We start from the raw sequence: 20,190 nt of genomic DNA on the forward strand, positions 1-20,190 counted from the left end.
GCCAGAGATGACCAAGTTCAAACCCGCCCCCTGGCCCCGCAAGCTGCGTTCGCAGGAATGGTTCGCCGGCACTTCGAAGGACGCGATCTACCACCGCAGCTGGATGAAGAACCAGGGCCTGCCCGCCGACCTTTTCGACGGCCGCCCGGTGATCGGCATCCTCAACACCTTCTCCGAGCTCAACCCCTGCAACGCCCACCTCAACGACCTCGCCGAACGCGTCAAACACGGAGTCTATGAGGCTGGCGGTTTCCCCGTCATCGTCCCGGTCTTCAGCGTCAGCGAATCCGGCTTCCGCCCCACCGCGATGATGTTCCGCAACCTCGCCGCGATGGCGGTCGAGGAAACCATCCGTGGCCAGCAGATGGACGGTGTCGTCTGCCTTGTCGGTTGCGACAAGACCACGCCGTCGCTCCTGATGGGCGCGGCATCCTGCGACCTGCCCACCATCATGGTCTCCGGCGGTCCGATGCTGAACGGCTACTTCCGCGGCGAACGCGTCGGCTCTGGCACCCATCTCTGGAAGTTCTCCGAGGCTGTCAAAGCCGGGGAAATGACCGCCGAGGAGTTCGTCGAGGCCGAAGCTTCGATGTCCCGCTCGCCAGGCTCCTGCAACACGATGGGTACCGCCTCCACGATGGCCAGCATGGTCGAAGCCCTCGGCATGACCCTCTCCGGCAACGCCGCGATCCCCGCTGTCGACAGCCGCCGCCGCGTGATGGCGCACCTCACCGGCCGCCGCATCGTGCAGATGGTCAAGGACGACCTCAAACCCTCCGACATCCTGACGCGCGAGGCGTTCCAGAACGCCATCCGCGCCAACGCCGCCATTGGCGGATCGACCAACGCCGTGATCCACCTTCTTGCCATCGCCGGTCGCTGCGGCATCGACCTGACGCTGAACGACTGGGACGAATGGGGCCGCGACGTGCCCACGATCGTCAACCTGATGCCGTCGGGCAAATACCTGATGGAGGAATTCTTCTACGCCGGTGGCCTTCCCGCCGTCATGAAGCGGCTGGGCGAGGCGGGCCTTCTGAACAAGGACGCGCTGACCGTCTCGGGCGGCGGCGTCTGGGACGAGGTGAAGGATGTCCGCAGCCACAACGACGACGTGATCCTGCCCGCCGACAAGGCGCTGACCCAGTCGGGCGGCATCGTCGTCGTGAAGGGCAACCTTGCGCCGGACGGGGCGGTCCTGAAGCCATCTGCCGCCACCCCGGCCCTGATGCAGCACCGTGGCCGCGCCGTCGTGTTCGAGGATATCGACGACTACAAGGCCCGGATCGAGGATGAGGCGCTGGATATCGACGAAACCTGCGTCATGGTCCTGAAGAACTGCGGCCCGCGCGGATACCCGGGAATGGCCGAGGTCGGAAACATGGGCCTGCCGCCCAAGGTCCTGCGCAAGGGCATCACCGACATGGTCCGCATCTCGGACGCCCGCATGTCGGGCACCGCCTATGGCACGGTGGTCCTGCACACCTCGCCCGAGGCCGCGCGCGGTGGCCCGCTGGCCGTGGTCCGTTCCGGTGACTTCATCGAGCTGGACGTCGCCAATCGCCGCCTGCACCTCGACATCCCGGACGAGGAACTCGCCGCCCGCCTCGCTGCGTGGAAGCCGGCCGTCGAACCGCCCAGCGGGGGTTATGCCAAGCTTTACCACGACCACGTCCAGGGTGCCGACAAGGGGGCCGACATGGACTTCCTGATCGGCTGCCGGGGCAACGCGGTGGCCCGCGAAAGCCACTGATGACACGCGCAGCGTCGGTCACCACGACTGCCGCTGCGCCCAGGCCCCCCCTCTCCCCTGGGGGGAGAAGGATGGGGTGAGGGGGAACCCGCCCAAGCCCACTAACTCCGCCAAAGGAAAGGCGACCCCATGACCCGCACCAAAGTCGCCCTCGTCGGCATCGGCAAAATCGCCCTCGACCAGCACGTCCCCGCGTTGAACGCCTCCTCCGACTGGGAGCTTGCCGCCACCGTCAGCCGCAGCGGCAAGGTTGACGGCATCCCCGCTTTTACCGACTTCGCCACCTTCCTGGCCGAGCGTCCCGACATCCCCGTCGTCTCGCTCTGCATGCCCCCCGTCCCGCGCTACGCCTATGCCGAAGCGGCGCTCGCAGCCGGCCGACACGTCATGCTGGAAAAACCCCCGGGCGCCACCCTCGCCGAAGTCCACGCCCTCGAAGCGATGGCCATATCCAAAGGTCTCACTCTCTACGCCACCTGGCACAGCCGCATGGCCCACGCCGTCGCCCCCGCGAAAGCCTGGCTTGCCGACAAGACCATCCGACAAGCCCACATTACCTGGCGCGAGGACGTCCGCAAATGGCACCCTGGCCAGGACTGGGTCTTCCAGCCCGGCGGCATGGGCGTCTTCGACCCCGGCATCAACGCCCTCTCGATCCTGACCGAGATCCTCCCGCGCCCCGTCCACCTGACCCGCGCCACGCTCGAATTCCCGTCGAACCGCCAGACCCCCATCGCCGCCCAGCTCACCTTCTCTGGCAACGTCACCGCCGATTTCGACTGGCGCCAGGAAGGCCCCCAGACCTGGGACATCGACATCCAGACCGACCGGGGCCACCTCGCCCTCCGCATGGGCGGCAATGTGCTGGAGATCGACGGCAAACCCTCCGCTGGCGAAAACACCATCATGGGCGAATACCCCGCCCTCTACGCCCGGATGGCCGACCTCGTCCGCACCGGCACCTCGGACGTCGACCTCTCCCCGATGGTCCACGTCGCCGACGCCCTGACCCTTGGCGAACGGCTCACCACCGACGCCTTCGACTTCTAAAGGAGACCACCATGCTGACCGGAAAACACCTGATCGCGGGCAACTGGGTCGGGAACGACCAGACCTTCGCCTCCTCCCCCGCCCACGGCCCCTCGCACGACTTCTCCGTCGGCACCCCGGCCCACGTGACCGCCGCCTGTGACGCCGCCGAGGCCGCCTTCCCTGCCTATTCCGCAAAGACCCGCGCCGATCGCGCCGCCTTCCTGAATCGCATCGCTGACGAGATCGAAGCGCGCGGGGCCGAGATCACCGAAATCGGCACCCAGGAAACCGGCCTCCCCACGGCGCGCCTCGAAGGCGAACGCGGCCGCACGACCATGCAGCTGCGCCTCTTCGCGACCCATATCCTCAAGGACGACTGGCTCGACCGCCGCCACGACGCCGCGCTGCCCGACCGCCAACCCGCCCCTCGCCCGGACATCAAACTTCTGCAGCGCCCCATCGGCCCCGTCGCCGTCTTCGGAGCATCCAACTTCCCGCTCGCCTTCTCCACCGCCGGGGGTGACACCGCCTCGGCCCTCGCCGCCGGCTGCCCCGTGGTGGTCAAAGGCCACTCCGCCCACCCCGGCACCGGAGAAATCGTCGCCCAGGCAATCGATGCGGCGATAAAGGCCTGCGACATGCCACCCGGCACCTTCTCCCTGGTCCAGGGCGGCAAGCGCGACGTCGGCGAGGCGCTCGTCCAGCACCCCTGCATCAAGGCCGTCGGCTTCACCGGATCGCTGGCGGGGGGCCGCGCCCTCTTCAACCTCTGCGCCGCCCGCCCCGAACCGATCCCCTTCTTCGGCGAACTGGGCAGCGTGAACCCCATGTTCCTCCTTCCCGCCGCCCTTGCTGCACGGGGCGAGGCCATCGCCAAAGGCTGGGCCGGGTCGCTGACGATGGGCGCAGGCCAGTTCTGCACCAACCCCGGCATTGCCGTCCTGATCGACGGACCCGAAGCGGACGCCTTTGTTGAAACCTCAAAGACCGCCGTCAGCGCCATCGGCCCGCAAACCATGCTGACCGACGGCATCGCTGACGCCTACCGCCAGGGCCGCGACCGCGTGGCCGCAGGCAACGGGGTCCGCTCTGTCCTGACCACCACTTGCGATCTGCGCAATGCCACCCCCTACCTCTTCGAGGTCTCAGGGCAAGACTGGCTCGCAAACCACGCCCTCGCCGAAGAGGTCTTCGGCCCCCTCGGCCTGATCGTCCGGGTCCGCCACGCATCGGAAATGCAGGACATCGCCCGCAGCCTGCAAGGCCAGCTCACCTGCACACTGCACCTCGACGACGCCGACACCGACCTTGGCCGCGCCCTGATGCCGATCCTCGAACGCAAAGCCGGCCGCCTCCTTGCCAACGGCTTCCCCACGGGGGTGGAAGTCGTCGACTCCCAGGTTCACGGCGGCCCGTACCCGGCCTCGACCAACTTCGGCGCGACCTCCGTGGGCACCATGTCGATCCGCCGCTGGCTGCGCCCGGTGGCTTACCAGAACATGCCCGACGCCCTTCTTCCGCTAGACTGGGCCAAGTGAGATGACTGCCCCCACCGCCATCGGCCAGATCGAAGGCCGCGAGGTCCACGCGGTCACCCTGAAAAGCGACGGCCTCAGCCTGAAGCTCCTGACCTGGGGTGCCCGCCTGGCCGAGCTTTGGGTTCCCGACCGCCAGGGGACCCTGGCCGACATCGTCCTCGGTCAGGACAGCATGGAGAACTGGCAGACCCACGGCACCTATATCGGCGCCACCTGCGGTCGCTACGGCAACCGCATCGCCGGGGGCCGCTTCACCCTTGACGGGCGCGTGGTGCAGCTGGACCAGAACGAATCCGCCCAGCACCTGCACGGCGGCTCAAAGGGCCTCGACCTGAAGGTCTGGGACATCGAAAGCCAGTCCGACCGCCACGTCACCTTCACCACCACCTCCCCGGATGGCGACATGGGCTATCCCGGCACCTTGACCGCCCGGACGACCTACCGGATCGACCAGGGACTACAGATCGAGATGGAGGCGACCACTGACGCCCCCACCATCGTCAACCTGGTGAACCACGCCTACTTCAACCTTGCGGGCCACGGCTCGGGCGACATCCTTGGGCAGCAGCTACAGGTCGAGGCCGGGTTCTATCTGCCCGTCGACGACCGCCTTATCCCGACGGGTGAGGTTCTGACCGTCACCGGAACGCCCTTCGACTTCCGTGCGACAAGGCCCATCGGGCAGGACCTGCCGGGGCAGGGGGGCTTCGATCACAATCTTTGCCTCTCTGGCCCCTTGGGCACCAACGGCCTCCGCCGTTGCCTGCAAGCTTACGATCCCGCCTCGGGTCGACGGATGCGGCTCTCCACCACGGAACCCGGCCTGCAGTTCTACACAGGCGCGCATTTCGACCAGACGCCGGGCAAGGGCGGCGCGCGCTACCCCCGCTTCGCAGGCTTTGCGGCCGAAACCCAACGCTTCCCTGATTCGCCGAATCGCCCGCAGTTTCCCTCCGCGCGGCTTGATCCGGGCTACCGCTACCGTCACGTGATGCACTTCGATTTCAGTCCGGCTTGACCATTGGGCTTTGCTGCCGCAGCGCAGCAGGTCCGAACCTGCCAGAACACCTTGAGAAGGAACAGTTTCGACCGCCCACCCGCGCACGCGCAGCATGCCCACACGCCTCCGTGAACGGACTTCTTGCATATAGTAATACTTTTGCTAACGTCTGCTCAGCCACCCGAGGAGAGTGGCCAAAGTTTCCACTGGGAGGAAATCATGAACGTTATCAAGACTCTCGCGCTTGGCGCGGGACTGGCCAGCTTGTTGCTTTCGGCTGCCTATGCCGAGGGCCTGCAAGGCAAAGTCATCGGCTTCTCGCAGATCGGCTCTGAATCCGGCTGGCGCGCCGCCGAGACTTCGGTGACCAAGGCCGAAGCCGAGGCTCGTGGCATCGACCTGAAATTTGCCGACGCGCAGCAGAAGCAGGAAAACCAGATCAAGGCGATCCGTGGCTTCATCGCCCAGGGCGTCGACGCGATCCTGGTGGCCCCGGTGGTCGCGACGGGTTGGGAAGAGGTCCTGACCGAAGCCAAGGAAGCGGGCATCCCCGTCGTGCTTCTGGACCGTGGCATCGAGGCGCCGGAAGATCTGTATCTGACTTCGGTCGCATCGGACCAGGTCAAGGAGGGTCGCGTTGCTGGTGAATGGCTGGTCGCCAACGTCGGTGACAAGCAGTGCAACGTGGTCGAGCTGCAAGGGACTGTCGGCTCCTCGCCCGCGATCAACCGCAAGCAGGGCTTCGAAGAGGCACTGGCGGGCAAGGCGAACCTCACCCTCACCCGCAGCCAGACCGGCGACTTCACCCGCTCCAAGGGCAAGGAAGTCATGGAAGGCTTCATCAAGGCCGAAGACGGCGGCAAGAACATCTGCGCGGTCTATGCCCACAACGACGACATGGCCGTGGGCGCGATCCAGGCGATCAAGGACGCAGGCCTGAAGCCGGGCAGCGACATCCTGGTCGTGTCGATCGACGCCGTGCCCGACATCTTCGCCGCAATGGTCGCCGGTGAGGCGAACGCCACGGTCGAACTGACCCCCAACATGGCCGGCCCCGCCTTCGATGCGCTGCAAGCCTATTGGGACGCAGGCACCGAGCCGCAGAAGTTCATCATCACCGAGTCGAAGCTTTATACCCCCGCGGATGATCCGCAGGGCGAATACGACCGCCGCAAAGGCCTTGGCTACTAGGTTTCCTCGCCAAGGCGCCGCCGGGCGAAGCTGAGGGGCTTCGCCCGGCGGAATTGCTTTATCCGCCGGTTCGGCGGACAGTTGCGGGGCAGGGGGGAAGACGCGATGACAGCACAGCAGCCAGTCCTGGAGGCGCGGGGGATCGACAAGGTCTTCGGGCAGCATCGTGCCCTGGACACGGTGGATTTCGCCGCCCACGCGGGCGAGGTCCATGCACTCCTGGGCGAAAACGGCGCGGGCAAATCCACCCTGATCAAGATCCTGACCGGAGCATACCAGCCCGATGGCGGGGAACTCCTGCTGGAAGGCCAACCCATCCACCTTCGCGACCCGCTGCATGGCCAGACTTACGGCATCGGCACCGTCTACCAGGAGGTCAACCTGCTCCCCAACCGCTCCGTGTCCGAGAACCTGTTCCTCGGCCGCCAGCCCACCCGCTTCGGCATGGTCGACCGCAAGCGCATCGACGCTGCCGCCAAGGACCTGCTCTCCCGCTACGGCCTGAACATCGACGTCCGCGCCGAGCTGTCCGAATACTCCGTCGCCGTCCAGCAGATCGTCGCCATCGCCCGTGCAGTCGAGCTCTCCGGCAAGGTCCTGGTCCTGGACGAACCCACTGCCAGCCTCGACCGCAACGAGGTCCAGCGCCTGTTCGACGTCGTGCGCGGCCTGAAAGCCAAGGGCCTCGCCATCATCTTCATCACCCACTTTCTCGACCAGGTCTTCGACCTCGCCGACCGCGTGACCATCCTGCGCAACGGCAGGAAGGTCGCCACCCAGGCCCTCAACACCCTGAACACCACCGACGTTGTCCGCATGATGCTGGGCAAGGATGTCGCCTTCGACCACCATCCCACCGCCCTGACCGGCGGTCCCAAGGGCGCCGTCCGCGTGCAGTTCCAGGGCCTCAGCCGCAAGGGCCTCTCTCCCTTCGACCTCTCCGTCCATGAAGGCGAGGTCGTCGGCGTCGCCGGCCTCCTCGGCTCCGGCCGCACCGAGGTCGCCCGCCTGATGTTCGGCGTTGACACCAGCGACGGCGGCCAGATCACCGTTGATGGCCACCCGGTCACCATCCGCAACCCCGCCCAGGCCGTTGCCGCTGGTTTCGGCTTCTGCCCCGAGGACCGCAAGCTTGACGGCATCTTCGGCGACCTTTCCGTCCGCGAAAACATCATCATCGCCCTGCAAGCCAAGCTTGGCTGGTTCAAGGCCCTGAACCGCGACGATCAGGTCGAACTCGCCGGCCGCTACGCCGAGGCCCTGGACATCCGCGCCGCCAACCATGATATGCCCGTCAAACTCCTGTCCGGTGGCAACCAGCAGAAGGTGATCCTCGCCCGCTGGCTGGCCATCGACCCGACCTTCCTCATCCTGGACGAGCCCACCCGCGGCATCGACGTCGGCGCCCACGCCGAGATCGTCCGCACCATCAACCGCCTGCGCGAGGAAGGTCTGGCCCTTTTCGTCATTTCCTCGGAACTGGACGAGGTCGTCGCCTACTCCAACCGGATCGTCGTCATGCGCGACCGCGAGATGGTGGCCGAACTCGACGGCGACTCCATAGCCCCCGATGCCATCGTGCAAGCCATCGCCGGAACGCCGCCGCATGAGACTCGGGAGGCCCGCCCGTGACCCGCCCGACCGTCGACCTCCGCCCGACCCAGCCGCCCCTTCCGCGCCCCAGACCGCTGGCTCACTTCTTCACCCGACCCCAGGTCATCGCGCTTGCCGCCGTGCTTCTGGTCAACTGGCTCCTTTTCCCCGGCTTCTTCACCGTCACCTGGCAGGATGGCCGCTTCTTCGGCAGCCTGATCGACGTCCTCAACCGTGGCGCGCCCGTCGCGATCCTGGCCATCGGCATGACGATGGTCATCGCCACCAAGGGCGTGGACCTCTCGGTCGGCGCGGTCATGGCGATCTCTGGGGCCACCGCCGCCACCCTCGTCACCAACGGCATCCCCGCGCCGGTGGCCGTCCTCGCCGCCTTGGGCACCGGCCTGCTCTGCGGATTCTGGAACGGCATCCTTGTCACCGTCCTCGAAATCCAGCCCATCATCGCCACCTTGGTCCTGATGGTCGCCGGTCGCGGCCTCGCCCAGCTGATCACCGAGGGCTACATCGTCACCTTCTCAGACCCGCTCCTGATCTTCATCGGCACCGGATCGTTCCTCGGCCTGCCGATGCCCGTGATCATCGCCGCCGTGCTGATGATCCTCGCCACCCTGATCGTCCGCCGCACCGCGCTTGGCCTCCTGATCGAGGCGGTGGGCGTGAACCGCTCCGCCGCCCGTTTCGCAGGGCTTTCCGCGAACGCACTTCTCCTGATCGTCTACACCTTCGCCGGCTTCTGCGCCGCCATCTCGGGCCTGATCGTCGCTGGGGACATCCGCGGTGCCGACGCCAACAACGCCGGCCTCTGGCTTGAACTCGACGCCATCCTCGCCGTCGTCATCGGCGGCACCTCGCTGATGGGCGGACGCTTCTCGATCCCGATGGCTGTCCTTGGCGCGATGATCATCCAGGCGATGAACACCGGCATCCTGATCTCGGGCTTCTCTCCCGAATTCAACCTCGTGGTCAAATCCGCCGTCATCATCGTGATCCTCGTGCTGCAATCCCCCCTCTCGTCCCGCCTCTTCCGCCGCCTTCCCGGAGCGCAAAAATGAACCGCAGCCTCCGACCGCTTCTGGCGACGACCCTGATCTTCCTCTTTGCCTACATGCTGGCCGTGTCTCAGCAGCCCGCCATGCTTTCGACCAGGGTGCTCGGCAACTTCCTGACCGACAACGCCTTCCTTGGAATAGCGGCGGTGGGCATGACTTTCGTCATCCTGTCGGGCGGCATCGACCTTTCCGTCGGAGCGGTGATCGGCTTCACCACGGTCCTTGTCGCCGTCCTGATCATGTGGCTGCAACTGCACCCGCTGGTGGCCTTCGCCATCGCCCTGATCGTCGCCACCGCCTTTGGGGCCGTCATGGGGGCCGCGATCCACTACCTGAAGGTGCCAAGCTTCATCGTCACCCTTGCGGGGATGTTCCTTGCCCGTGGCGGGGCCTCCGTCCTCTCCCCCGACTCCATTGGCATCAACCACCCGTTCTTCAGCGCGGTCCAGAAAAGTTACATCCTTCTCCCGGGGGGCGGCCGCCTGACGGTCGTGGGCATGATCATGCTGGCCGTCTTCGCCGTCGCGATCCTCCTCGCCCACCGCACCCGCTTCGGCTCGAACGTCTATGCGCTGGGCGGGTCCGAGACCTCTGCCGCCCTCATGGGCGTCCCGGTCGCCCGCACCACGATCTCGATCTACGCGCTTTCCAGCTTCCTCGCGGGCCTCGCCGGGGTCGTCTTCTCGCTTTATACCTCTGCCGGATACAGCCTGAATGCGCTGGGCGTCGAACTTGACGCCATCGCCGCCGTCGTCATCGGCGGTACCCTCCTGACTGGCGGTTATGGCTTCGTTGCGGGCACCTTCATCGGCGTCATGCTGCAAGGATTGGTGCAAACCTACATCGTCTTTGACGGAACGCTCTCAAGCTGGTGGACCAAGATTGTCGTCGGCGTGCTTTTGTTTATGTTCATCCTGCTGCAACGGCTGGTCTTCAGGGCCGCGCCACGCCGAACCTAAGGAACCTGGACCAGTATCATGAGCGAACCGGGGAGCCTGATCCGAACGCTCTCCGGGCGGCCAGCAGCGCGGAACTATCACTCCTATGTCATCAACGAGGTGGGTCGCGCCATCGTCTCCGGTGCGATGCCGGTGGGGTCAGGCCTGCCCGGTGACGCCGAGATGATGGATCGTTTCGGCGTTTCCCGCACCGTGCTGCGTGAGGCGCTGAAGACGCTGGAAGCCAAGGGGTTGGTGGAAGCCCGTGCCAAGGTCGGAACCCGCGTCCTGCCGCAGTCGCGCTGGAACCTCTTTGACCGCCAGATTCTCGCCTGGAAGCTGGAAAGCGGCCCCTCGCCCGCCTTCCTCGCCTCGTTCCAGACCATCCGCGAAAGCCTGGAGGTTCAGGCCGCAAAGCTTGCCGCCCAGCACCGCGAGGCCGAACACGTGCGCCTTCTCAACTACTGGCTCAACCAGCGCGCCGCGATGTCCCACCAGCCCGAACCCTTCGCGATGGCCGAATTCGAGATTCACCGCGTTGTGGCCGAGGCCTCGGGCAACCCCTTCCTCCGCGCCGCCTCGGCCATCATGGAATTCGGTGTGGCTGTCTCTGTCATGGCGCAACTTGGTGACGGTCTCTCCGCCCCGCCCCGCGGCCTCGCCGAAGCGCATGCGGCAGGTTACGAGGCCCTTGTCCGCGCCATCGAACGCGGCGACGGCGACACGGCGGCGGCACAAATGGCCGTCCTTACCCGCTGATTCTCAAACCTTTCGAAATCCTTAACGCCCACGAGCAAGTCTCTGGACGCAAAAGGAAAACAGCCAACTGTCCACCGTGGACACTTTACCCGCCCCAAGTATCGGAAAGCCGGAATCCTGACGGAAACGGATCGCTCGGGTCCAGTCCGATCTGGCTGATCCCATAGATCCACCCCCGCCCCGAAACCCGGTTCATGGTGGCCCTGTAAGGCCCCACCCTGGTTTCCTCGACGAACTCCGTCACGAACTCCCCGCCGATGGTCGACCGCGAGACGACCCGGTCCCCCGGCCTGACCAACCCCCTCGAGTGCAGCACTGCCATGTTCGAATTCGACCCCGTCCCGCACGGCGACCGATCCACCCGCCCCGGCCGCAGCGTCGTGCAGGTCCGCACCGCCCCATCCGCCTCGTCCGACCGGAACATCACATAGGAAAGCCCGTTCAACGCAGGCTCCACCGGATGCACAGCCGGTTCCACCTCGGCAATCCGCCGCCGCAGCTCCACCCCCGTCACCGCCAGCTCCCGCGCCTTCTCCGGCACGATGGTCAGCCCCACCTGATCCACGTCGATCAAGGCATAGAAGACCCCACCAAAGCAGAGGTCATACGCCACCGCCCCCCACTCCGCCGTCTCGATCACCCCGTGCTTGGCCAGGAACGACGGTGGCATGTCCAGCGTGACCCGCACCACCTTGCCGCCCTCACACTCCGCCGTCGCCACCACCAGCCCCGCCGCCGTATCCAGCGTCACCACACTGACCGGCTCCACCATCGGCACCATCCCGGTCTCCAGAAGCGCCGTCGTCGCGCAGATCGCGTTCGACCCCGACATCGCGTGTGCCTGATCGGGTTGCAGGACGATGAACCCCACATCCGCCCGCGGATCGCAGGCCGGGGTCAGCAGACAGAACGACCCCGCCGGACCCGACCGGGGCTCGGAACACAGCCACCGCCGCAATCCGTCATCGACGCTGTTCAGGTGGCGCAGCTTCTCGGCTATCGTGGCACCCGGGATGTTCAACACCCCCCCGGTGATCACCCGCCCGATCTCGCCCTCGCAGTGGACATCCACCGTCTGTATCGTCCGGCTGAACCGCATCGTTTTCCCCCTTAGAACCTGTTGACCCGGTAGGGACGCAGATCGACCGAGGGTGTCCCGCCGGTGATCAACTCTCCCATCAGCCGGGCCGTGGTTGCCGCATAGGTCAGCCCAAGATGCCCGTGGCCGGTCGCATAGAACAACCCCTTCGTCCGTGCGCTGGCCGACAGGATCGGCACCGTATCCGGCAGGGCAGGGCGGTGACCCATCCATTCGGTGAAGTCCTGGCACCGCAGGTTCGGCAAAGCCTCCCGCGCCCGCTTCACCGTCACTCTCGCCCGCCGATAGTCCGGCGCTGCGTCCAGCCCCGCCATCTCCACCGTGCCACCCACCCGGATGCCACCCGCCGTCGGCGTCACCATGAACGCCTTGGCGGGCCAGATGATGGAATGTCTCATCGAAATGCCCGGAGCCATGATCTGCGTGTGATATCCCCGCTCTGTCTCCAGCGGGATCGGCTCGCCCAGACCCTTCGCCAGCTTGGCCGAAAAGGCCCCCGCGCAGATCACCACCTCATCGGCGGGCAGCTTCCGGCCATCCTTCAGCACGACCTCGCGGATGCGCGCCGATCGCACAAAGCCCACGACTTCGCCGCTTTCGATCCGGCCACCCAGAGCCATAAACCGCTCGGCCAAAGCCAGCACCAGCTTGTAGGGGTCCTTCATCGATCGGTTCTGCGGGAACAGCACCGCCATCCCGATCCGGTCCGACAACTCGGGCTCCAACGCCTTGATCGCCTGCCGCCCGATCACCTCATGCGGGAAGCCGAAGCGCTCCAGGATTTCGATATGTTCGTGGTCCGCCTTGAACTCTGCCTCGTCGGCGTACAGCGACAGGCAGCCTTCTTGACTGATCTGGTCCGAAAGCCCCATCTCGCGCAGCAGGTCCAGCGTGTCCCCCAGCGCCCGCGAACACAGCGCCGCTCCCTGAGCCTCCAGCTCCCGCAGCTTGGACGGTCGGCTGGCTGCAATGAAACGCAGGAACCACGGAACCAGCTTTGGCATGTAACCGGGCCGCACCCGCACTGGGCCTTCCGGGTCCAGCATCCAACCCGGGATCTGCTTCCAGACCGACGGGCGCGACGCCGGCATGAACTCGGTCACGGCGATAGAGGCCATGTTGCCGAAGGAAGCGCCCTTTCCGGGCGCCTCCCGGTCGATCAGCAGCACCTGACGGCCGCGCTTCTGCAGATCATGGGCGATGGCCGTGCCGATGATCCCGGCACCCACGACAACAGTGGCCACGGCTTACTTCCAGTTCAGGATCGGCTGCATCGCCGCTGCAAACTCGGCCTTCTCGGCTTCGGTCAGCGGGCCGAACGGCATCCGGCACTCGCCCACCGGACTCCCTTGCAACTCGCAGCCGTACTTCAGCTTCTGCACGAACTTGCCTGATTCCAGCACGTTCATCGCGGGCCAGACCGCCTGCATGATCTCTTTCGCACGTGCATGGTCGCCCGCCCGGAAGGCCGCGTCCATCTCGCACACCGGCTTGGCCATGCAGTTCGCCGGACCGCAGATCCAGGACTCCGCCCCCCAGTGCATGAAGTCCCAGGCGATATCGTCGGAACCCGACACCAGCTGAATCCGCCCCGTATAGCGCATGGAAATCCCGATGGCGCGCTGCAGGACGCCCGAGCTTTCCTTGATCCCGATGATCCGCGGATTGTCCGCCAAGGCATCCAGAGCCTCATACTCGATTTCGACCCCGTCCTTGCCTGGGTAGGAGTAGAGCACGATGCTCATGTCCGTCGCATCGATCACCGCGTTGAAATGACGGATGATTTCGGCCTGCGTCGGCTTGGTGTAGAACGGCACCGCCAGCAGGACGGCATGGTAGCCCAAGTCCTTGGCGCGCTGCGTGTTGGCGATCACCCCGGCGGTGGACGGCGCATTGGTCCCGGCAATCAGCGTCTCGCCCGGCTTGGCGAAGTCCTTCACGAACCGCAGCACCTGGTCGCGTTCATCGTCGCTCATCAGATTGTATTCGCCAGAAGACCCGCAGGGCACCCAGCCCGAAACCCCCGCTGCGCGCAGCATGGTCAGGTGCGCTTCGAAGGCCTTGAAGTCAATCTGCCCCTTGGTATCGAACGGCGTGACAAGCGCAGGCATGACGCCGGACAGCTTCAGCATTTGGGATTCCTCCTGGTGCGGCGTTTCCCGCGCAACATGGCGACAGTGTGACGACATGTCAAATCCAGAATGTACCGTGTCGACTTGATGCACCCCATCGGATATGCTTCCGCAACATCTGCCAGGGGGCCCGCCATGCGCGACGAGACGGAACCGAAACGGCTCAAAGGCACCGGCGTAAAGTTCGCCTACGAGACCCTGCGGGATGAGATCCTGGCCTTGGACCTGGAACCCGGCGCGGTGCTGGACGAAACTTCGCTGGCGGAACGTTTCGGCATGTCCCGCTCCCCCGTGCGCGAGGCGCTGATCCGGCTGGCGGGCGATGATCTGGTGGTGACGCTGTCGAACCGATCTACCGTGGTGGCACCCATCGACCTGCAAAGCTTCCCGAAATATGTCGAGGCGCTGGATGTCGCGCAAAGGATGAACACCCGACTTGCGGCCGAGTTGCGGACTGAGATTGATCTCAAGGCCATTGCCCGCCGCCAGAAGGAATTCGTGGCGTCCGTCCACAAGGGCGAACACCTGGCGATGTCCGAGGCCAACAAGAACTTCCACATGGCCATCGCCCATGCGGGCCGGAATCCCTACCTGGCGGCCTTTTACGAACGCCTGCTGAACCAGGGCCGCCGGATGCTTCACCTGCACTTCGCCTATCTGGAACAGGGCGACGGCGAGGTCCTTCTGACCGATGAGCATGACGAGATGCTTGCGGCAATCCGTGACCGCGACGTGGTGCGGGCCGATGCGCTTGCCCATGCCCATACCCGGCAGTTCCGCGACAACTTCATCAGCTACATGACGCAGAACTATCTGAAAGACGCGCCCTTCGTCTCGTTGGGTCCGGCAGCGTAAGGTGAGCCGGCCCCGGCCTGATCCGGGGCGGGGTCGCTAACCCCCCTTCAACCGCTGCAACAGAAAGACCTCACTCTGCGGCCCGACCGGAGCGGCGCGGTTGTTGGCGATCACCTCGCCATCGACCGCCACGGAAAGCCCCGCCTTGATAGCCGGTCCCAGACTCGGATGCGCCTTTTCCAGCGCATCCAGCATCTGCCCTACGGTCGTGGCGTCGACCTCCACCACCTCCTGGCCCTCGGCGAACCGCCGCAAGCTGGCCCATAGATGGACCCTCGCCATGAGTTAGCCCTTCGCCGCCTTGATCGCCGCCAGCACCTTCGGCGGAGAGCAGGGCAGGCTGCGGATGCGCGCACCCGTGGCCCCCGCGATGGCCGAAGCGACGGCGGGCAGGGGCGGGGTGATCCCCGTCTCACCCACGCCGCGGACGCCGTAGGGGTGGCCGGGGTTCGGGACCTCGATGATCACCGTGTCGATCATCGGCAGGTCGCTGGCGACCGGGATGCGGTAGTCCAGGAACACCGGGTTCTGCAGCCGCCCATCGGCGCCGTAGACATATTCCTCGTTCAGTGCCCAGCCGATGCCCTGCGCGGCCCCGCCCTGATACTGGCCTTCGACATAGGCCGGATGGATTGCCGTGCCTGCGTCCTGCACCACCAGATAGCGCAGCACCGTGGTTCTGCCGGTTTCAGGATCAACCTCGACGTCGACGACATGGGTGCCAAAGCTTGCGCCCACACCTTCCGCCGTCACCTCGTGGTGGCCTGAAATCGGCCCGCCGGTCGAGCCCATCTTCGATCCGATCTCGCCAATGGTCATCGGCGGGTGCTTGCCCGCGTTCGGCCCGGCCGGGTGTGCTGCCCCGTCCTTCCATTCCACCGCTTCGGCGTCGATGCCCCAGTCCGCCGCAGCCCGGCGGCACATCTCGGCAATCGCCTGCCGCGCGGCCTCGACCGCCGCCTTGCCGCTGGCAAAGGTTGCGCGGCTGCCGTGGGTCGGTTCGTTCACCCCAAGCGCGCCGGTTTCCACCACGTTGACCCGGACGTCTTCATAGGGAATCCCCAGCGTCTCTGCGACCATCAACCCGATGGAGGCGCGGCTGCCGCCGATGTCCGGCGTGCCGATCATCACCGTGGCCGTCCCGTCCTCACCCACCGCCAGCGAAACCGAGGTCTCGCCGCCGTGGTTGAACCAGAAGCCCGAGGCGACGCCCCGGCCCTGATTGGGGCCAAGCGGGATGGCGTAGTTGGGGTGGTCCTTTGCTGCCTCAAGCGTCTCTTTCAGGCCGATCACGTTGTAGACCGGGCCGTATGACGACTTCGACCCGTTGGTCGCACCGTTCTTCAGCCGCACCTCGATCGGGTCCAGCTTCAACTCGCGGCACATCTCGTCGACCAGGCTTTCCACCGCGAAAGCCGCCATCGGCGACCCCGGCGCGCGATAGGCGGCAGCCTTCGGGCGGTTGGCGATAACCTCCACCGCCTCATGCTTCAGCGCGGCAATGTCGTAGCAGGCGAACGCGCAAGGCAGCGCCTCACCGATGGGCGACATCCCCGGGAACGCCCCGCCCTGCATGCGGAAGTAGACCTGACCAGCGGTGATCGTGCCGTCCTTCTTCATGCCCAGCTTGACGTCCATCGAGGCACTGGCTGTCGGTCCCGTCGCTCGCAGCACTTCGGACCGGCTCATCACCAGCTTGACCGGACGCCCGCCCGCCTTCCTGGAAAGAGCCAGCGACAAGGGTTCCATGAAGATCGTGGTCTTGCCGCCGAAACCGCCACCAATCTCGGACGGGGTGACGCGCAGGTTCGCCGCGTCGATCCCGAGGACAGCCGCGCTCATCCGGCGGATGTACCAGTGCCCTTGCGTGCAGACCCACATCTCGCCGCGCCCGTCCTCGCCCATCTGGCCGACGCAGGCGTGCGGTTCGATATAGCCCTGATGGGTCGCCTCGGTCTTGTACGTATGCTCGCGCACGATGTCGGCAGCGGCAAAGCCCGCCTCGACGTCACCATGCCCGAATTCCATATAGCGGGCGACGTTGCCGTGCATGCCTTCCGGCACGGAATAGTCCGCCACGCCTTCGCGGATCACCGGAGCGCCCGGAGCCATCGCCGCATCGACGTCGGTCACATGCGGCAGGACCTCGTAGGTCACTTCAATCAGCCGCGCCGCGTCCTGCGCCAGAAGGGCCGAGGTCGCTGCGACCGCCGCCACCGCATGCCCGTCATAGAGAGCCCTGTCTCCTGCCAGAGTGTTGTCTTGCAGGTTCAAGTCTTCGCCCGTCAGTCCGGTCGGCAGGTCCGCCCGAGTCACCACGGCCTTCACGCCATCCAGCGCCAAGGCTTTCGAGGCGTCGATCTTCACGATCCGCGCATGGGCGTGGGGCGACCGCACCACGGCGGCATGCAGCATCCCCGGCAACGAGAAATCCGCGCCATACCGCGCGCGGCCCGTCACCTTGTCCAGCCCGTCCGGGCGGTTGGGGCGGGTGCCGATCAGCTTGTATCCGGTCTTCACATCATCCCGTGCCATCACGCAGCCCCCCGATGGTCCTGACGCATTTCCGCAGCCGCGTCCTGTACGGCTCGGATGATCTTGTCGTACCCCGTGCAGCGGCACAGGTTGCCCGCCAGCCAGTAGCGCACCTCGGTATCCGTCGGGTCCGGGTTCCGCTCCAGCAAAGCCTTCGCGGCCACAAGGATACCGGGGGTGCAATAGCCGCACTGAAGCGCCGCATGTTCGATGAACTTGCGCTGCAAGGGGTGCAGCTCTTCCTTCGCCATGCCCTCGATGGTTTCCACCCGCTTGCCGTTGGCCTCCGCCGCCAGCATCAGGCAGGAACAGACCAAGGTCCCGTCCACCGTGACCGAACAGGCCCCGCAGTCGCCAGTGCCGCAGCCTTCCTTGGTGCCGGTCAGGTCCAGCTGGTTTCGCAGCGCATCCAGCAGCGTCTCACGCGGGTCGGCCAGAAACTCGACCGGGTCGCCGTTGACGGTGGTGGTGACGTGAATCTTGCTCATGCTTGGGACCCTTTCGATGGGCCTTTCGCCCGGTCATAGGCGATCTGTGCCGCCCGGCGGGCCAACACGCCTGCCACGTCGATGCGGAACTCCTTGGTCCCGCGCTTGTCCGAGATCGGTTTCGCCGCGCCCTCCGCCGCCTTGGCCAGCGCAGCCGTCGCCGCGTCGTCCAGGGTCGTGCCGATGATCGCCTGCGCTGCCGCTTCCGATAGGATCACTGTCGGCGCCACCGCGCCCAGTGCCACCCGCGCCTCGACGATCTTGTCGCCATCCAGACGCAGGCTCACGGCGCAGCCGACCACGGCGATATCCATCTCGGTCCGTGGAATGAAGCGCAGGTAGCAGTCGCCGCCGTTCTTGCCCCGTGGCGGCAGCGTGATCGACGACACCACCTCGCCCTTCGCCAGCGTCGTCTTCCCCGGCCCCGCCGGAACCGCCTCAACCGGAATGTCGCGCGACCCCTTCGGCCCCGTCACCGTGACCATCGCACCAGCGGCAATCAGCCCAGGCACCGAATCGGCGGCGGGAGAGCCATTGCACAGGTTGCCGGCCAAAGTCGCCCGGCCCTGCACCTGGGTCGAGCCGACAAGGCTCATCCCCTCGACCACACCGGGCCAGTCGCGTACCAGACCTTCATGACCGCCCAGCACGATCCCCGGCACCGCGATCCCGATCTTCCAGCCACCGTCGGGCGTCTGCACAACCTGGTCGACGCCCGGAATGTGCTTGAGATCAATCAGATCATCCGGCTGCACCATCCCGGCGCGCATCTGCACCAGGACATCAGTCCCCCCGGCCAGAAAGCGCAGGGTCCCGGTCGCCCCGGCCGCAATGGCCGCCGCATCCGCAAAGCTGGTAGGTGTATGGTATCGCATGTCGTCTCCCTGACCTTCTGGCAGGCGTTCCGTCGTCGCCGATTGAACCCGACTTTGCTGCACCAAGAGGCACACCGCAATGCCCCTCTGCGACGCCTTCAGTCCGTGGCCGACCTCACGCCCATCACAAGCGACATCTCCCGGCCCTAGCCCTGGCTGTCGCCGAGCAACTGCCGCAGCAGATCGGCCACGGTATTTTCGTTGAAGGGCGAGGCAAGGACATGTGCGCCTTCGGCCTCGGCCTCGCTGACCATGCCGCGGAAGGCATAAGGCACCTCCAGGCTTTGCAGCGCCCTGCCAGCCGGAGTCCGCTGGAACCCCTTCGGTTCATGGTGGATCAGCACGGCTCGCGGGGGCCTGATGGCCAGCTCGCCCAAAGCCGCCTCGGGAGTGGGGAACACAATGACCTCTGCAGCAGGGTCATTCACCCGGATCGCATGGGCAAGATCGTCCGCGACGATCTGGTCGGGGTCGATGACGAAGTACCGATTTTTCACTGATTTGCCCTTGGATCATTGACGTTCCGCCGCCTCACCTTGAAGGTATATCCCAGCAGCCGCATTAACCTGTGATGAACCAAGGGTTGAAACCGATGACCAAAGTCACGGATTGCCTGGACTGCCCGCTGCGAAGCCGACCGCTGTTCGTCCCGATGACCGAAAGCGAACTTGCCTTCCAGCGCCGCTTCAAGGCCGGAGAGCGGTTCATTCCAGCCGGAGGCGACATCATCTTGCAGGGCCAGAAGTCCTCGTCGCTGTACACCGTGCTGTCTGGCATGGCCGTCCGGTCGGTCATGCTGGAAAGCGGGCAGCGCCAGGTCATCAGCTTTGTCTTCCCCGGTGACCTGATCGGATTGCAGTCGGGGATCATGGGCGAAGCGCAGCACAGTGTCACCGCCGTGACGGACACCCTGCTTTGCACCTTCCCCCGCGAAAGGGTCTGGAAGCTGTTCCGCAACCAGCCTGCGCGCGCCTATGACCTGACCTGGATCGCCGCAATGGAAGAGCATTTCCTGGGCGAGACGGTGGCCACCCTGGGCCAGCGTGACGCAACGCAACGTATCGCCTGGGCGCTGGTCCGCATCTGGCGTCGACTTGTCGCAATCGGTATGAACGATGGCGGCTCGGTGCCGTTTCCCTTCCGGCAGCAGGACCTGTCTGACGCGCTGGGCCTGTCGGTCGTTCATACCAACCGGGTGATCGTCGCGCTGCGTAACGACGGGCTGGCGCGCATTGCGGGCCGACGCCTGGAAATGCTGGATCATCCCCGCCTTTCCAGGCTGGCACTCATGGACATGGAGAAGGAAGATGTGCGGCCGATCCTTTGACGGAA

Annotated in this window: 19 protein-coding genes; 11 read left to right on the top strand and 8 right to left on the bottom strand. The window is 65.8% G+C overall.

The genetic code is table 11. The annotated features are described in order from the left end of the window. Nucleotides 1-7 precede the first annotated feature (7 nt). From araD to Q8M85_RS19365, 9 genes are all read left to right on the top strand, one after another. Nucleotides 8-1,753 carry an L-arabinonate dehydratase gene (gene araD / locus Q8M85_RS19325; protein WP_305547611.1) on the top strand — a complete coding sequence of 582 codons (1,746 nt, stop codon included), beginning with the start codon at nucleotides 8-10 and terminating at the stop codon, nucleotides 1,751-1,753. A gap of 129 nt (nucleotides 1,754-1,882) precedes the next feature. Next, nucleotides 1,883-2,803, top strand: a complete 921-nt coding sequence (locus Q8M85_RS19330; protein WP_305547613.1) for a Gfo/Idh/MocA family protein — start codon at nucleotides 1,883-1,885, stop codon at nucleotides 2,801-2,803. Between the two features lie 11 nt (nucleotides 2,804-2,814). Next, nucleotides 2,815-4,323, top strand: coding sequence for an aldehyde dehydrogenase (NADP(+)) (locus Q8M85_RS19335; protein WP_305547615.1), 1,509 nt, complete (start codon nucleotides 2,815-2,817; stop codon nucleotides 4,321-4,323). Nucleotide 4,324: 1 nt separating this feature from the next. Then, complete coding sequence (locus tag Q8M85_RS19340; protein WP_305547617.1) at nucleotides 4,325-5,341, top strand: aldose epimerase family protein; 1,017 nt, start codon at nucleotides 4,325-4,327, stop codon at nucleotides 5,339-5,341. A gap of 201 nt (nucleotides 5,342-5,542) precedes the next feature. Next, the gene (ytfQ, locus tag Q8M85_RS19345; protein WP_305547619.1) at nucleotides 5,543-6,514 is read left to right on the top strand and encodes a galactofuranose ABC transporter, galactofuranose-binding protein YtfQ; all 972 of its coding nucleotides are present in this window, start codon (nucleotides 5,543-5,545) and stop codon (nucleotides 6,512-6,514) included. 105 nt (nucleotides 6,515-6,619) lie between these two features. Continuing rightward, the gene (locus Q8M85_RS19350; protein ID WP_305547621.1) at nucleotides 6,620-8,146 is read left to right on the top strand and encodes a sugar ABC transporter ATP-binding protein; all 1,527 of its coding nucleotides are present in this window, start codon (nucleotides 6,620-6,622) and stop codon (nucleotides 8,144-8,146) included. Continuing rightward, nucleotides 8,143-9,180 carry an ABC transporter permease gene (locus tag Q8M85_RS19355; protein WP_305547623.1) on the top strand — a complete coding sequence of 346 codons (1,038 nt, stop codon included), beginning with the start codon at nucleotides 8,143-8,145 and terminating at the stop codon, nucleotides 9,178-9,180. The genes Q8M85_RS19350 and Q8M85_RS19355 overlap by 4 nt, the downstream gene beginning before the upstream one ends. Further along, on the top strand, nucleotides 9,177-10,136 hold the full coding sequence (yjfF, locus tag Q8M85_RS19360; protein WP_305547625.1) for a galactofuranose ABC transporter, permease protein YjfF: 960 nt from the start codon (nucleotides 9,177-9,179) through the stop codon (nucleotides 10,134-10,136). Before Q8M85_RS19355 ends, yjfF begins: the two co-directional genes overlap by 4 nt. Nucleotides 10,137-10,154: 18 nt before the next feature. After that, on the top strand, nucleotides 10,155-10,874 hold the full coding sequence (locus tag Q8M85_RS19365) for a FadR/GntR family transcriptional regulator (RefSeq protein WP_305547627.1): 720 nt from the start codon (nucleotides 10,155-10,157) through the stop codon (nucleotides 10,872-10,874). Between the two features lie 85 nt (nucleotides 10,875-10,959). Here Q8M85_RS19365 and Q8M85_RS19370 read toward each other — a convergent pair whose 3' ends face one another. From Q8M85_RS19370 to Q8M85_RS19380, 3 genes are read right to left on the bottom strand one after another with little or no spacing between them, the layout of a single operon-like run. After that, nucleotides 10,960-11,973, bottom strand: coding sequence for a proline racemase family protein (locus Q8M85_RS19370; protein ID WP_305547629.1), 1,014 nt, complete (start codon nucleotides 11,971-11,973; stop codon nucleotides 10,960-10,962). An 11-nt stretch (nucleotides 11,974-11,984) separates the two neighbouring features. Further along, entirely contained in the window at nucleotides 11,985-13,217 is a 1,233-nt protein-coding gene (locus Q8M85_RS19375; RefSeq protein ID WP_305547631.1) for an FAD-binding oxidoreductase, read from the bottom strand. Nucleotides 13,218-13,220: 3 nt separating this feature from the next. Then, complete coding sequence (locus tag Q8M85_RS19380; protein WP_305547633.1) at nucleotides 13,221-14,105, bottom strand: dihydrodipicolinate synthase family protein; 885 nt, start codon at nucleotides 14,103-14,105, stop codon at nucleotides 13,221-13,223. Between the two features lie 135 nt (nucleotides 14,106-14,240). Here Q8M85_RS19380 and Q8M85_RS19385 point away from each other — a divergent pair, with 135 nt between their 5' ends. Beyond that, nucleotides 14,241-14,960, top strand: a complete 720-nt coding sequence (locus Q8M85_RS19385; RefSeq protein WP_305547635.1) for a GntR family transcriptional regulator — start codon at nucleotides 14,241-14,243, stop codon at nucleotides 14,958-14,960. A gap of 36 nt (nucleotides 14,961-14,996) precedes the next feature. Here the strand turns inward: Q8M85_RS19385 and Q8M85_RS19390 are convergent, their stop codons facing one another. From Q8M85_RS19390 to Q8M85_RS19410, 5 genes are all read right to left on the bottom strand, one after another. After that, nucleotides 14,997-15,242, bottom strand: a complete 246-nt coding sequence (locus tag Q8M85_RS19390; protein ID WP_305547637.1) for a MoaD/ThiS family protein — start codon at nucleotides 15,240-15,242, stop codon at nucleotides 14,997-14,999. A gap of 3 nt (nucleotides 15,243-15,245) precedes the next feature. Continuing rightward, on the bottom strand, nucleotides 15,246-17,495 hold the full coding sequence (locus Q8M85_RS19395; protein ID WP_305547639.1) for a xanthine dehydrogenase family protein molybdopterin-binding subunit: 2,250 nt from the start codon (nucleotides 17,493-17,495) through the stop codon (nucleotides 15,246-15,248). Next, a complete protein-coding gene (locus Q8M85_RS19400) occupies nucleotides 17,495-17,983 on the bottom strand; it encodes a (2Fe-2S)-binding protein (protein WP_305547641.1) in 489 nt (162 codons plus the stop codon). The genes Q8M85_RS19395 and Q8M85_RS19400 overlap by 1 nt, the downstream gene beginning before the upstream one ends. Further along, nucleotides 17,980-18,858: a xanthine dehydrogenase family protein subunit M gene (locus tag Q8M85_RS19405; RefSeq protein ID WP_305547643.1), complete on the bottom strand. Its 879-nt coding sequence runs from the start codon at nucleotides 18,856-18,858 to the stop codon at nucleotides 17,980-17,982. The genes Q8M85_RS19400 and Q8M85_RS19405 overlap by 4 nt, the downstream gene beginning before the upstream one ends. Before the next feature lie 146 nt (nucleotides 18,859-19,004). After that, complete coding sequence (locus Q8M85_RS19410) at nucleotides 19,005-19,355, bottom strand: hypothetical protein (protein ID WP_305547646.1); 351 nt, start codon at nucleotides 19,353-19,355, stop codon at nucleotides 19,005-19,007. Between the two features lie 95 nt (nucleotides 19,356-19,450). Here Q8M85_RS19410 and Q8M85_RS19415 point away from each other — a divergent pair, with 95 nt between their 5' ends. Continuing rightward, entirely contained in the window at nucleotides 19,451-20,185 is a 735-nt protein-coding gene (locus Q8M85_RS19415) for a Crp/Fnr family transcriptional regulator (protein ID WP_305547648.1), read from the top strand. Nucleotides 20,186-20,190 lie beyond the last annotated feature (5 nt).

Source organism: Tabrizicola sp. (assembly GCF_030694085.1).
In the GTDB taxonomy this organism is placed as follows: domain Bacteria; phylum Pseudomonadota; class Alphaproteobacteria; order Rhodobacterales; family Rhodobacteraceae; genus Tabrizicola.

Coding starts and splice junctions, on each gene's coding strand:
- Q8M85_RS19395 (WP_305547639.1), bottom strand. CDS start 17,495: ATGGCACGGGATGATGTGAAGACCGGATACAAGCTGATCGGCACCCGC.
- Q8M85_RS19390 (WP_305547637.1), bottom strand. CDS start 15,242: ATGGCGAGGGTCCATCTATGGGCCAGCTTGCGGCGGTTCGCCGAGGGC.
- Q8M85_RS19335 (WP_305547615.1), top strand. CDS start 2,815: ATGCTGACCGGAAAACACCTGATCGCGGGCAACTGGGTCGGGAACGAC.
- ytfQ (WP_305547619.1), top strand. CDS start 5,543: ATGAACGTTATCAAGACTCTCGCGCTTGGCGCGGGACTGGCCAGCTTG.
- Q8M85_RS19370 (WP_305547629.1), bottom strand. CDS start 11,973: ATGCGGTTCAGCCGGACGATACAGACGGTGGATGTCCACTGCGAGGGC.
- Q8M85_RS19350 (WP_305547621.1), top strand. CDS start 6,620: ATGACAGCACAGCAGCCAGTCCTGGAGGCGCGGGGGATCGACAAGGTC.
- Q8M85_RS19380 (WP_305547633.1), bottom strand. CDS start 14,105: ATGCTGAAGCTGTCCGGCGTCATGCCTGCGCTTGTCACGCCGTTCGAT.
- yjfF (WP_305547625.1), top strand. CDS start 9,177: ATGAACCGCAGCCTCCGACCGCTTCTGGCGACGACCCTGATCTTCCTC.
- Q8M85_RS19405 (WP_305547643.1), bottom strand. CDS start 18,858: ATGCGATACCATACACCTACCAGCTTTGCGGATGCGGCGGCCATTGCG.
- Q8M85_RS19330 (WP_305547613.1), top strand. CDS start 1,883: ATGACCCGCACCAAAGTCGCCCTCGTCGGCATCGGCAAAATCGCCCTC.
- araD (WP_305547611.1), top strand. CDS start 8: ATGACCAAGTTCAAACCCGCCCCCTGGCCCCGCAAGCTGCGTTCGCAG.
- Q8M85_RS19385 (WP_305547635.1), top strand. CDS start 14,241: ATGCGCGACGAGACGGAACCGAAACGGCTCAAAGGCACCGGCGTAAAG.
- Q8M85_RS19415 (WP_305547648.1), top strand. CDS start 19,451: ATGACCAAAGTCACGGATTGCCTGGACTGCCCGCTGCGAAGCCGACCG.
- Q8M85_RS19340 (WP_305547617.1), top strand. CDS start 4,325: ATGACTGCCCCCACCGCCATCGGCCAGATCGAAGGCCGCGAGGTCCAC.
- Q8M85_RS19365 (WP_305547627.1), top strand. CDS start 10,155: ATGAGCGAACCGGGGAGCCTGATCCGAACGCTCTCCGGGCGGCCAGCA.
- Q8M85_RS19400 (WP_305547641.1), bottom strand. CDS start 17,983: ATGAGCAAGATTCACGTCACCACCACCGTCAACGGCGACCCGGTCGAG.